The sequence below is a fragment of the Paraburkholderia tropica genome (genome assembly GCF_900109265.1).
In the GTDB taxonomy this organism is placed as follows: domain Bacteria; phylum Pseudomonadota; class Gammaproteobacteria; order Burkholderiales; family Burkholderiaceae; genus Paraburkholderia; species Paraburkholderia tropica.
Genome location: NZ_FNZM01000008.1, coordinates 367420 through 380412, shown reverse-complemented (window position 1 = coordinate 380412; position 12993 = coordinate 367420). Strand labels below are relative to the sequence as shown.

Here is a 12993-nt window from a genome sequence, read left to right as displayed (position 1 = left end):
GCCGCCGACGCCCGAGCTGCCGCCGCGTCCGGTGCCCGCGCTGCCCGAACTCGTCCCGCCCGCCCCACCCGCACTCGCGGATGCCGACGAACTGTTGCCGCCGCCGCGTCCGCCCTGGCCGCAGTTGCCGTTCATGCTGTTGGTGCCGTAGCAGTTCTTCGGCGTGAAAACCGTTGCGGCGTCGGCGGCGGCGATCGCATCGGCGCTCTGGCTCACGCCCGGCGAGGGCGCGGCGCTGCCGGCGTTGCCCGCGCTGCTGCTGGTATCTGCGCTACCGGTGCCTGCGCTGCCGCCGCTCGTGACGGCCGCGCCGTTGCCGAAGGGCGCCATGCCGTCGGCGGGCATGCCCGAGTCGGTCACCGCGCCGCCGCTTGCCGGCAGCGCCGCATCGGCGACGAGGACCCACGTCGGCGCGGTCACGTTGTTATCCTGCGCGTGTGCGCCGACTGCCGGCAGAAGCGCGCTCACGCCCACTACGCCGATGGCGAGCACCGCGAGGCCGCGGCCGAACCCATAGCAGTACTGATGAAAAAATCTGTTTTTCATGATTTCCTCCCGGGAAGCGATAGCGCGTTCGCGCTTCGCTCCTCGTGCCTTTGTGTCTGACGCCGCGCCGCTGTGCATGCTGTCTCGACGACCGCTGCGCGCGCCGACCCCCGCCATTCCCACGCCGCCTCGCGCCGGCGGCGTGCATCGCGCTCGTGGCCGATGCAGTGTCGCCGGTGCGTGCGGTACACGCGACGTCCGGGGCGCATGAATCGTCGATTTACACAGGACTGCTTGCCGATTGTCGGAGCCCGCGAGCGGGACGGCGGATAACAGGCGTGTCATGCGTGCGGCGATTCGTTTGCCCATTCGCTCGCCCGATACGGCGCGCCGCGATCTGCGGCGTGTCGCAAGAGCAGAAGCGACCGGATGCCTGGTCTCGATATAGCGAGTTCTGTGCCATCGTCCGCAGAAGGCCGCGCCGTCTGGGCCTGACGTTTTCCCTGTGGCGCATACGGGGACGAAATCGCTGAAAACGTTTCGGCGATGAAACGCGGCGGCGCGGTTCGCGCGGTTTGCGTATCAAACGCGAAAGGGCAGGGAAGCGGCAGTCCGCGTCATGGATCGGACCGTGGGCGGCGCAACGATCTCGTGCGGCGGGCGGGCTGCGGCGATCAGGCCTGGCCTGGCTCCGGCGCGCCGACGCGTTGCAGATCGCGAAGCTGATCGGCGGGAATGTGGCAGCGGATGCGATGGCCTTCGCCGATATCGTCGAAGGGCGGGGCCGCCTCGTCGCAGATCGCGCCGATCTTGCGCGGGCAACGCGCGCTGAACAGGCAGCCGTGGCCACCGCTCTGCGTGACGGTCGATTCGCGCGCAACCTTATCGGCGTTGTCCTCGTCTACGTGGCGGGCGCCCTGCGTGCCGCCGGCCGCGTCGAGCAGCGTTTCCGTGTACGGATGGCGCGGGCCGTCGAACACGGCCGAGGCCGGGCCGCTTTCGAGCACGCGTCCCGCGTAGAGCACCATCACGCGGTCGGCGAGATAGCGCACCACGCCGAGATCGTGCGAGATGAACAGATAGCTCACGCCGCGTTCGCGTTGCAGCCGTGCGAGCAGGTTGAGGATCGCGGCCTGCACGGAGACGTCGAGCGCGGAGGTGGGTTCGTCGCAGATCACCACGCGCGGCTCGCCCGCGAAGGCCTGCGCGATCGCCACGCGTTGTTTGAGGCCGCCCGACAGCTGGCGCGCGCGGGCGGCGAGATAGCGCAGCGGCACGCGCACGGCTTCGAGCAGCGTGTCGATACGCGCGTCGGCGGCGTCCTGCGTGGTCGCATGCGACTCATGCGACCCGGCGCGCGCGAGCGCCCGGCCGACCAGCGTGCGCACCGGCAGCGCGCGGTTCAGCGAGGCGTCGGGATGCTGGAACACGACGCGCAGCGCGCGCCGCTGACTTGCATCGCGTCGCGCGACGTCGTACGCGAGCGGCGCGCCGTCGAGTTCGATCTTGCCGCCGGGATCGGGCGCGTGCAGTCCGAGCAGCAGCTTCGCGAGCGTGGACTTGCCGCTGCCCGACTCGCCGACGAGCCCGAGCGTTTCGCCTGCGCGCAGTTCGAGCGAGACGTCGTGAAGCACGCGCAGCGCGCCTGCGCCACGGCCGAACGTGCGCGAGACGCCGCTTGCGCGCAGCACGACTTCGGCCTCGCGCGCCGGTTTTTCAGGGCTTTCTTCCGATGGATCGTTTGTCTGAGCAATGATCGGCGCGATCTCAGGCGGTTGCGCCGGCATCGTTGCGGAGGCTTCTTCAACGATCGCCGCTTCCTCCGCACTTGCCGCATTCGCCGGGTCGCCTTCGGGCAGTTCGTTCGCGCGCTCGTGATAGTGGCAGCGCGACATCTGCTCGCCGTGCGCGGCCTGCACGCGATGCGGCGGCGGCGCCTGATCGTGGCAGCGCGCATCGGCGAGGCGGCAGCGCGGCGCGTACACGCAGCCGCGCGCGACCGTGCCCGGCGCGGGCAGCTCGCCCGCGATCGTGTCGAGCGCGCCGTGCCGCTTGGTGCGCCCCGGCGCGGGCAGGCAGCGTAGCAGCCCGACCGTGTACGGATGGCGCGCGTGCTCGAACACGTCGCGCGTCGCGCCTTCTTCGACGAGACGCCCGGCGTAAAGCACGCCCACGCGCTCGCACATGCGCCCGATCACGCCCAGATCGTGGCTGATCAGCAGCACGGCCATGCCGAGTTCCGCGCGCAGTTGCGCGACCAGCGCGAGCACCTCGGCTTCGACGGTGGCGTCGAGGCCCGTGGTGGGTTCGTCGAGAATCAGCAGCGACGGATTCGAGGCGAGCGCCATCGCGATCACCACGCGCTGCTGCATGCCGCCCGAGAGCTGATGCGGCCAGCTCGCCATCACGCGCGCCGGGTCGGCGATGCGCACGCGTTCGAGCATGGCGCGCGAGCGCGCGAGCGCCTCAGCGCGGTCGATGTCATCGTCGGCGGCCTCGAAGGCTTCGCTCAACTGGCGCGCGATGGTCAGCGACGGATTGAGCGCGCTCGCCGGATCCTGATAGACCATCGACACCTTGTGCGCGCGCAACGCGCGCAGACCTTCGCGGTCGAGCGTGAGCACGTCCTCGCCGGCGATAGCGATGCGTCCTGCCTTCACGCGGCCGTTGTGCGCGAGATAGCGCAGTGCCGCGAGCGCGACCGTCGACTTGCCGCAGCCCGATTCGCCGACGAGGCCATAGGCTTCGCCGCGCTTGATGCGCAGCGAGACGTCGGTGAGCACGTCGCGGTCCTTGCCGCGCACGCGGTACGCGACGGTGAGACCGACGAGCGCGAGCGCGTCGTCCGCGCGCGGCGCGGTGAACGTGGCGAGTGCGGGGCCGCGTGCGGCGCCGGTTGCGCGCGCGGGAGCGGGTGCGGGTGGCGCATTTGACTGCGCATTTAGCGGCGTATGTAGCGGCGCATTGGGAGGATAAACCGGCCGGTTCACGATTCGAGCACCTCGCGCAGGCTGTCCGCGATCAGGTTCACGGCGACCACCAGCGAGCCGATCGCGGCGGCGTCGAACGCCACGGTCCACCACGCGCCGCCTGCGAGCAGCGCGTAGGATTCGGCGAGCGCGAGCCCCCAGTCGGCCGACGGCGGCTGGATGCCGAAGCCGAGAAACGACAGCGTCGCCACCGCGAAGATCGCATAGCCGAGCCGCACGGTCGCTTCCACGACGATCGGCGGCCAGACGTTCGGCAGGATCTCCGCGAACATCACGAAGGGCGCGCGGTCGCCGCGCAAACGGGCGGCCGCCACGTAGTCGAGATGGCGCTCGGCGAGCACGGCGGCGCGCACGGTGCGCGCGATCAGCGGCGCGAAGGTCACGCCGATCACCAGCACGACCGCGAGATTGGACGCACCCACGGCCGCGAGCACGAGCAGCGCGACGATGACGAGCGGCAGCGCGAGCACGGCGTCGAGCGCGCGCGAGACCAGCGTGCCGATCCAGCCTTCGAAGTAGCCGGTGACGAGCCCGAGCGCCGCGCCCGCGAGCGTGCCGGTGAGCGTGGCGAGCGGCGCGATGGTGAGGATGTCGCGCGCGCCCACGATCACGCGCGAGCAGATATCGCGGCCCAGTTGATCGGTGCCGCACCAGTGCGCGTGATCGGGCGGCATCAGCGAGCTGAGCGGGTCGGACGCGTAGGCGTCGTAGGGCGCGAACCACTGGCCCGCGAGCGCGCAGACGATCCACGCAAGCAGGATCAGCGCGCCGATCACGAACGCGGGCGAGCGCAGCAGCAGACGTACGACGGCGGCGGCGCGCGAAGACGCCGGCGGTGTTTGCTCGCGCGCGTTCGCGTCGAGGGTGTCGGAGGCCGGGCGATTCATGCGCCTCCCTTCGCGCGCAGACGCGGATCGAGCAGCACGTGCAAACCGTCGGCGAGCAGATTCGCGAGCGTATAGACGAGGCCGACCGCGAGGACGCCCGCTTCGAGCAGCGGAAAGTCCTTCGCTTTCGCGGCGTTGTAGATCAGCGAGCCGATGCCCGGATAGCGGAACAGCGACTCCACCACCACGAGTCCGCCGATCAGATAGCCGAGCTGCGTGGCCGCCACCGTCACGCTCGGCAGCAGCGCGTTGCGCAGCACGTGGCGCACGATCACGGTGTGACGCGGCAAGCCCTTGAGGATCGCGGTGCGGGTGTAGTCGGCGTCGAGCGCGTCGAGCATGCCCGCGCGCGCGATCCGCGCGAGGTAGCCGAAGAACACGAGCACGAGCGGCAGCACCGGCAGCACGAGATGGCGCAGCGTCTGCAGCACCCCCGAGTCGGGCGGCGCGACGGCTTCGATCGGCAGCCAGCGCAGCCACACGCCGAAGATCAGGATCAGCACGATCGACGACACGAATTCGGGCACCGCGCTCGCGCACAGCCCGAGCGTGCTGATCAGGCGGTCGAGCCAGCGTCCGCCGTTGAGCGCGGCCCACACGCCGCCGCCGATGCCGAGCGGCACCACCACGAAGAACGCGAGCAGGCCGAGTTTCGCCGATTGCAGCAGCGCGTCGCCGACGAAGGGCGCGACCGCTTGCCTGTAGGTCCACGAGGTGCCGAAGTCGCCGCGCAGCGCATGGCCGATCCATGCGCCGTATTGCTGGAGCAGCGGGCGGTCGGCGCCGAGTTCGTGATTGAGCGCGGCGACGGCGCGCGCGTCGGCGAGCGGGCCGAGCACGGCGCGGCCGATGTCGCCGGGCAGCAACTGGCCGCCCGCGAACACCAGCACGGACAGCAGCCAGAGCGTGAACAGCGCCCATGCCGCGCGCGTCGCGAGAAAGCGCAGCGCGTTCGTCGAGCGCGCCGCGTGCGCAAGCGCGGTGTTCGCGGCGTCCCGATCGATGCGGGGCGGTCTCGTCAGCGGTGTGGCCATCGGACTCCTGATCTTGAAGCTGGCGCGACTTGAAGCGACACGAAGAACAACACGAAGCGACTCGAAGCAACGCGAGCGGCTTCAGCCCGCCAGCACCGCGCGGTCGAAGTAGAGCTGCGCGAGCGCCGTGAAGTGGACGCCCGACAGCGCGGTGCGCTGCGCGATCAGCTGATCGTAGAAGTACGGAATGATCACCGGCGTTTCGTCGAGCAGGAGCGTCTGGATCTGCGCGGCGACCTGCTTTTGCGCGGCCACGTCGAGCGTGGCGGCGAACTGCGCGACCAGCTTGTCGTACTGCGCGTTGCGGAAGTGCGCCGCATTCCACGTGCCGCCGCTCGTCAGCGGCGCGTTGAGGAACACGTTCGGCACGCCGCGATGGCCGTAGTCGGTGATGCCCATCGGCGCGTCGAGCCAGTCCGATTTGCCGTAGGTGCCCGCGCCGTAATACTGCGACTGGCTTTCCACCTTGAGCGCGATGCGCACGCCGATCGCCTTCGCCGCGTTCTGCACGACCACGGCGAGGTCGGGAATCTCCATGTACTTCTCGGTCGTGAGCGTGATGTCGAACCCGTTGCCCACGCCCGCCTGCGCGAGCAACTGGCGTGCCTTCGCGAGATCGGGCTTGCGCTGCGGCACGCTCGTGCCCGTCGACGGGAAGACCGGCGCGAACGGGCTGTCGTTGCCCACCACGGCGCGGCCCTTGAAGAGCCCGCGCACCATCACGTCGCGATCGAGCGAGAGGGCGAGCGCCTGGCGCACGCGTTTGTCCCTGAACGCGGGCAAGTCGTTGCGCATGTGGATCTGGCGATGCGCGCTCGAACGCACGCCGATCACCTTGAAGTCGGGGTTGTTCAGGATGCCGATGCCGCCCTGCACGGTGAAGGTGCCCATCACGTCGGCCTGACGGCCTTGCAGCGCGAGGATCTGCGCCTGTTCGTCGGCGTAGAAGGCGAAGGCCACACGCGCGGGCAGCGCCTTGTCGCCCCAGTAGTCGGGGTTGCGCACGAAGCTCGCGCCGCGTCGCGTTTCGTATTTTTCGAGCTTGAACGGCCCGGTGCCGATAAAGCTCTTTTCGTAATTGCCCGCGTAATTCGCGGGCAGCAGCACGGCGTTGTAGTTATCCGATGAGACGTAGTACGGGAAATTGCCGTTCGGCGCGTCGAGGTGGAACGCGACGGTGTGCTCGTCGACGAGCTTCGTGCCGCCCTTCGAGAGTACGCCCTTGAGCACCGACAGCGCCGCCGAGCCGCTTGCGGGATCGGCGAGCCGGTCGAAGGTGGCCACCACGTCCTTCGCGCCGAATGGCTGGCCGTCGTGGAATTTCACGTTCGGGCGCAGCTTGAAGGTCCAGACGTCGGCTTTCTCGTTCGCTTGCCACGAGAGCGCGAGGGCGGGTTGCAGGCGGCCTTCAGCGTCGTCGTTGGCGAGGAATTCGCCGGTCTGGTTCAGCAGGCACAGCGCGCCCGCATCGGTCACGGTGAGCGGATCGACGGCGCCCGCGGGCATCAGATGCGCGACGCGGATGGTCTGGTTGCCGGGCGTGGCGGGCTTCGCGGCTTGTGCACCTTGTGCGCTTTGTGCATGGGCGTCGCGCGGCGCGAGCAGACCGCCCGCCGTGACGGCGAGCCCCGAGAGACCGAGCAGGCTCAGATGGCGCAGCAATTCGCGGCGCGTGAGGCGGCCGGCCTGAAACTCGTCGAGGGCGTGATTGCCGGGCGCGTCGGCGTGAGGGCGCAGCGAGTCGAAGGCGGACGCGAGGGACGAAGCGGATAAATCTGATGAAGCGAACAGGCGGGACGGCGGACGACGTTTCATCGGTGCGGATTTCCGTGCGATTCCGTGAATGGGCGCGTTAGCGGAAGCGGCCAACGCGACGGCGGCATGCGGTACGGCAGACGACGAAGCAGATTCGGTCCAGTTTACGCGTTTTCGGGCCGTTGATGGCGATGCGGACGATGCCAGGGTTCAGCGGGGTTGCGCGAGATCGCGGCGTCGTGCAGGGCGTTGGCGCGCGTTGGGGGGATATCGAAGCGATTGCAGCGTTCGCCGCAATCGCCGCAATCGCCGCAATCTTTGCGATCGCAGCGCTCAGCGCGCCGCGGCCGGCCGTCGCCAGCGATGAAACAGCACCGAGCCGATCCAGCAGGCGATGAACAGCGCGACGATCGCGTAGCCGAGTTCGCCGAAGCGATCGTTCAGACCCGCGACCAGGTTCCAGAGGCCGCCGCTCGCGCCGAACTTGTCGGCGATCAGGCCGAGCGCTTCCACGCCGCCGATCACGATCGCCACCAGCGCGGAGACGAAGGTGATGCTCGCGTTGTAGTAGAGCTTGCGTTTCGGATCGTCCATGGCCCAGCCGTAGGCGTGGACCATCAGCACGTTGTCGGTGGAATCGACGAGCGTCATGCCCGCCGTGAAAAGCGCGGGGAACACGAGGATCGAGTACATCGGCAGGCCCTTGCCGGCTTCGGCGGCGGCGATGGCGAGCAGGCCGATTTCGGTGGCCGTGTCGAAGCCGAGCCCGAACAGCACGCCGACCGGATACATGTGCCAGCTTTTCGTGACGAGCGCAAAAAGCGGGCGCAGCGCGCGCGAGAACAGACCGGCGGGCGCGGGCGCCTGCGCGGCAAGCGCGGCGGCGTCCTCGCCCTGCTGCGCGCGCCGATAACGGTGCCACACGTCGCGCAGGATCACGAGATTCACGCCCGCGAGCACCAGCAGAAATCCCGACGACACCAGCGTGCCGATGGTCGAGCCGATCTCGTGAAAGCGCTCGAAGCGGCCATGCAGCGTGAGCGCCGTGAGCGCGATGCCGACCGTCGCCGCGATCACGATGGTCGAGTGTCCGAGCGAGAACGCGAGGCCCACGCCGATGGGCCGCTGGCCGCGCTGCATGAGCTTGCGCGTGACGGCGTCGATGGCGGCGATGTGGTCGGCGTCCACCGCGTGGCGCAGGCCGAAACCGTAGGCGAGAAGCGCGGTGCCGAGCAGCAGCGGATAGTGGCGGAACGCGATCAGCGCCCAGGCCCAGGCGGCGAAATTCGCGCCGATCAGCGCGGCGTAGAGAACGATCAGGCGCGGGCGCAGTGGTTTCGCGTGGACGGACGAGGCGGCGGATGTCATGCGTGAATGATCTGGGCTGAGCGGTGGTGTTTAATGATCGTGAGGATTCCGATGGATCGGATCGACCCAATAAACGGCTTCCGGTTGTTCGACCGCGTCGATGTCGAGATTCACGACCACGGCTTCATTGTCGCTGCGCACGAGCACGCATTCGAGCGGATCGTCGGTGCTCGCGTTGATTTCCTGATGCGGCACGTAGGGCGGCACGAAGATGAAGTCGCCGGGACCGGCTTCGGCGGTGAACTCCAGATGCTCGCCCCAGCGCATGCGCGCGTGGCCGCGCACCACGTAGATCACGCTTTCGAGCGCGCCATGATGATGCGCGCCGGTCTTCGCGTTCGGATGGATCGTCACCGTGCCCGCCCAGATTTTCTGTGCGCCCACGCGCGCCGCGTTGATGGCGGCCGCGCGGTTCATGCCGGGCGTCTGCGCGGTGTTCGCGTCGAGCTGATCGCCGCGGATCACCTTCACGCCGTGTTCGCGCCAGTCGACGGGAGCGTCGTGATGATCGTGGTCGTGCGGGTCGTCGTGCGAATGATCGTGCGGATGGTCGTGATCGTGGCTCATCGTCGTGTCTCCTCGTTCGTGCGTGGCTCTCGCCGTCCCATTGTGGCATGGACAAAAATGCGCCGGGCACGCATCCGGCGCAAGCGTTTTTCACTTCGCGCACGCGCATGAAAAAAGCCCGTCCTTTGCGGGACGGGCTTGCGTTTCATGCCGCCTGGCGATGCAGGCCGGCGCTTACGACTTCTTGGCGTTGATCACCGCTTCGGCCACGTTCTGCGGCGTTTCCGAGTAGTGCTTGAACTCCATCGTGTAGGTGGCGCGGCCCTGCGTGAGCGAGCGCAGCGACGTCGAGTAGCCGAACATCTCGGAGAGCGGCACTTCGGCGCGCACGATCTTGCCGCCGCCGCCCGCGATGTCCTCCATGCCCTGCACGATGCCGCGCCGGCTCGACAGATCGCCCATCACGTTGCCCATGAAATCCTCGGGCGTTTCCACTTCCACCGCCATCATCGGTTCGAGCAGGATCGGCTTGGCCTTGCGCATCGCTTCCTTGAAGGCCATCGAACCGGCCATGCGGAAGGCGTTTTCGTTCGAGTCCACGTCGTGGTAGGAGCCGAACGTGAGCGTGACCTTCGTGTCGACGACCGGATAGCCCGCGAGCACGCCCGCCTTGAGCGTTTCCTGAATGCCCTTGTCGACGGCCGGAATGAATTCGCGCGGAATCACGCCGCCCTTGATCGCGTCGACGAATTCGTAGCCCTTGCCCGGCGCCTGCGGTTCGAGCGTGATGACCGCGTGGCCGTACTGGCCGCGCCCGCCCGACTGCTTGACGAACTTGCCTTCGACATCTTCGACCTTGTTCTTCACGGTCTCGCGATACGCGACCTGAGGCTTGCCGACGGTCGCTTCCACGCCGAACTCGCGGCGCATGCGGTCGACGAGAATTTCGAGGTGCAGCTCGCCCATGCCCGAGATGATGGTCTGGCCGGATTCCTCGTCGGTCTGCACGCGGAACGACGGATCTTCCTGCGCGAGCCGGTTGAGCGCGATGCCCATCTTTTCCTGGTCGGCCTTGGTCTTCGGCTCGACGGCCTGCGAGATCACCGGCTCCGGGAAAATCATGCGTTCGAGCACGATCGGATTCGCGGGATCGCACAGCGTGTCGCCGGTCGTCGCTTCCTTCAGGCCGACGGCGGCGGCGATGTCGCCCGCGCGCACTTCCTTGATTTCCTTGCGCTCGTTCGCGTGCATCTGCAGGATGCGGCCGAGACGCTCGCGCTTTTCCTTGATCGCGTTGAGCACCGTGTCGCCCGATTCCACCACGCCCGAGTAGACGCGGAAGAAGATCAGCTGGCCGACGAACGGATCGGTCATGATCTTGAAGGCGAGCGCGGAGAACGGCTCTTCATCGCTCGGATGACGCTCGATTTCCTTGTCGTGCAGGTCGTGGCCGAGAATCGCGGGCACGTCGACGGGCGAGGGCAGATAGTCGATCACGGCGTCGAGCATCGCCTGCACGCCCTTGTTCTTGAACGCGCTGCCGCACAGCATCGGCACGATCTCGTTGGCGATCGTGCGCTTGCGCAGCGCGCCCTTGATTTCCTCTTCGGTCAGGCTCTCGTGATCGTCGAGGTATTTTTCGAGCAGCGCTTCGTCGGCTTCGGCGGCGGCCTCGACCATCTTTTCGCGCCATTCCTGCGCGGTTTCGAGGAGATTCGCGGGGATCTCGGCGTATTCGAACTTCACGCCCTGGCTCTCGTCGTCCCAGACGATCGCCTTCATCTTCACGAGATCGACCACGCCCTGGAAGTGATCTTCCGCGCCGACCGGAATCTGGATCGGCACCGCCACGCCCTTCAGGCGCTCGCCGATCTGCCGCTGCACGCGGAAAAAGTCCGCGCCGACACGGTCCATCTTGTTGACGAACGCAATGCGCGGCACCTTGTACTTGTTCGCCTGGCGCCACACGGTTTCGGACTGCGGCTGCACGCCGCCGACCGAGTCGTACACCATGCACGCGCCGTCGAGCACGCGCATCGAGCGCTCGACTTCGATCGTGAAGTCCACGTGTCCCGGCGTGTCGATGATGTTGATGCGGTGCTCGGGATAATTGCCGGCCATGCCTTTCCAGAATGCAGTGGTCGCGGCCGAGGTGATCGTGATGCCGCGCTCCTGTTCCTGCTCCATCCAGTCCATGGTCGCCGCGCCGTCGTGCACTTCACCGAGCTTGTGATTCACCCCGGTGTAGAAAAGGATGCGTTCGGTCGTGGTGGTTTTGCCGGCATCGATGTGAGCGCTAATGCCGATATTGCGATAGCGCTCGATGGGAGTCTTGCGAGGCACGGTGATCTCCTAGGAATGACGCGCCATGGAAAGTGCCGGACGGCGCGCGGCGCGGGCAGCGCGCTATCCGGCGATTCGCGGGCAGGGCGGGCGTTCCGGCGAGCCGGACGCCGGCAGCCGTGCCGCGCGGTGGATTAATAGGATAGCGCTTGCTCGCCGCTTTTGCAGAAACAGCGCCGGAGCACGGCGGCGCGGCGCGCGGGCGGGCTCGGTGCGGTGGCGGCGCGGTGCGCATGAGCCGCGTCAAAGCCAGCAAGCGCGCGAAAAAAAACGGGCGCAAAAAAACCGGCCGCGCGCGAGGCGGGGCCGGTTTCGGGGTCCGGGGACGACGCTTACGCGCCGCGCATCACGGCTGCGGCAGACCCTGGATCTTCATGCCGGGCTTGATGCCCTTCGACGAGAAGAAGCCCTTGCTCATTTCGAGCGCATACACGCCGTTGTTGCGCGGGCAGTGGTTGTTGGTCGTTTCGGCGTCCATCTCGTCGATGTCGGTGATCGTGCCGTCGGCGCGCATGAAGGCGATCGACAGCGGGATCAGCGTGTTCTTCATCCAGAAGCAGTGCACGGCGTTCTCGCCGAACACGAACAGCATGCCTTCGTTGGGCGCGAGCGTCGTGCGATACATGAGACCTTGCTCGCGATCAGCATCGTTTGCGGCCACGGCGGCGTCGATGACGAACATGCCCGCCGTGAGCTTCACGCGCGGAAATTCGCCGGGCTGTTTCGCGCCGGCCGGCATCTGCTGGGCATGCGCGACGGTGCTGGTCGCGGCCGTGGACAACGTGAAGGCCGCGGCGGCGGCGAGCGGCAATGCAGCGGCGAGCGCGCAACGCGCGATCAGCGGGCGCAGGGAAAATCGCACGAGTCAGCTCCTTGCTTGAGAATAGTTCGCGCATGTTACGCGAGTACGTCAGCGTGGGTCAAAAACCCGCCTCGCGACGTGCGGCGTAAAGCGAGCGCGCAAAGAAAAAGGCAGAGCGCCTTGCGACACTCTGCCCTTCAAACGCGGTGAAGATCGGCACGTTGGGCCGTTCTCCGATGCGTCTTACAGCTAGCTTACTCCGAAGCTGCCGAAGCGGCTTCTGCCTTAGCTGCTGCCTTCTTGTGCGACTTCTTGTGCGACTTCTTGTGCGAAGCCTTGTGTGCCGACGAAGCAGCAGCTGCCGGAGCAGCCGAAGCAGCTTCCGGAGCCGAAGCTTGTGCGAATGCAGCCGATGCGAAGAGGCCAGCGACCAGAGCAGCGATCAGTTTGTTCATTTTGTGAATCCTCAGCTTGAGTTAATTAACCAAGTGACCCGGTAATGGGATCAGGTCGGTAAACGTGCCATCCACCTTTCGGTTGACAGTCTCGATCGGCAAATTCAGAACAAATTCGCGATTCGCGTCTGCCAGCGGTCAGGACCATGCATTGCTGCACGAGCCTGGAAGGCTGAATGCCGGATAGCTTCGGCGGCATCTGCGTGGTTTAACGCATGGTCTTGCGAGGCGGTTGACGCGAAGTTTTCATTTCCTTCGCGTTTTCTCGCTGCCGTGCTGTAAATGAAAGAAGCGGCGTGGCGGTCGCGCGGGCGCAGAACGGAAGCAAAACGGAAAAGTGCTTGCGCAACAGCCACTTGTGCGCGT

At 67.2% G+C, this 12993-nt stretch carries 10 protein-coding genes and 1 pseudogene; all 11 read right to left on the bottom strand.

Annotation, left to right across the window (positions count from 1 at the left end; genetic code table 11):
• Positions 1-546: pseudogene (locus BMY06_RS15860) on the bottom strand (hypothetical protein); the annotation flags it as partial.
• A gap of 614 nt (positions 547-1160) precedes the next feature.
• Positions 1161-3476, bottom strand: a complete 2316-nt coding sequence (locus tag BMY06_RS15855; RefSeq protein ID WP_074984033.1) for a dipeptide ABC transporter ATP-binding protein — start codon at positions 3474-3476, stop codon at positions 1161-1163.
• Positions 3473-4363 (bottom strand): ABC transporter permease, encoded by an 891-nt coding sequence (locus tag BMY06_RS15850; RefSeq protein ID WP_065065208.1) that lies wholly within the window; start codon positions 4361-4363, stop codon positions 3473-3475. The genes BMY06_RS15855 and BMY06_RS15850 overlap by 4 nt, the downstream gene beginning before the upstream one ends.
• On the bottom strand, positions 4360-5397 hold the full coding sequence (locus BMY06_RS15845; protein ID WP_080180363.1) for an ABC transporter permease: 1038 nt from the start codon (positions 5395-5397) through the stop codon (positions 4360-4362). Before BMY06_RS15845 ends, BMY06_RS15850 begins: the two co-directional genes overlap by 4 nt.
• A gap of 81 nt (positions 5398-5478) precedes the next feature.
• Positions 5479-7212 carry an ABC transporter substrate-binding protein gene (locus BMY06_RS15840; protein WP_074984031.1) on the bottom strand — a complete coding sequence of 578 codons (1734 nt, stop codon included), beginning with the start codon at positions 7210-7212 and terminating at the stop codon, positions 5479-5481.
• Positions 7213-7485: 273 nt separating this feature from the next.
• Positions 7486-8520 carry a HoxN/HupN/NixA family nickel/cobalt transporter gene (locus tag BMY06_RS15835; RefSeq protein WP_074984030.1) on the bottom strand — a complete coding sequence of 345 codons (1035 nt, stop codon included), beginning with the start codon at positions 8518-8520 and terminating at the stop codon, positions 7486-7488.
• Between the two features lie 30 nt (positions 8521-8550).
• Complete coding sequence (locus BMY06_RS15830; RefSeq protein WP_065065204.1) at positions 8551-9087, bottom strand: cupin domain-containing protein; 537 nt, start codon at positions 9085-9087, stop codon at positions 8551-8553.
• A gap of 174 nt (positions 9088-9261) precedes the next feature.
• Entirely contained in the window at positions 9262-11370 is a 2109-nt protein-coding gene (fusA, locus tag BMY06_RS15825; RefSeq protein WP_065065203.1) for an elongation factor G, read from the bottom strand.
• Positions 11371-11716: 346 nt separating this feature from the next.
• On the bottom strand, positions 11717-12232 hold the full coding sequence (locus tag BMY06_RS15820; RefSeq protein ID WP_065065202.1) for a DUF192 domain-containing protein: 516 nt from the start codon (positions 12230-12232) through the stop codon (positions 11717-11719).
• 194 nt (positions 12233-12426) lie between these two features.
• A complete protein-coding gene (locus tag BMY06_RS15815) occupies positions 12427-12627 on the bottom strand; it encodes a hypothetical protein (protein WP_027817526.1) in 201 nt (66 codons plus the stop codon).
• A 104-nt stretch (positions 12628-12731) separates the two neighbouring features.
• The gene (locus BMY06_RS38730) at positions 12732-12983 is read right to left on the bottom strand and encodes a hypothetical protein (RefSeq protein ID WP_124260754.1); all 252 of its coding nucleotides are present in this window, start codon (positions 12981-12983) and stop codon (positions 12732-12734) included.
• Positions 12984-12993: the final 10 nt, after the last annotated feature.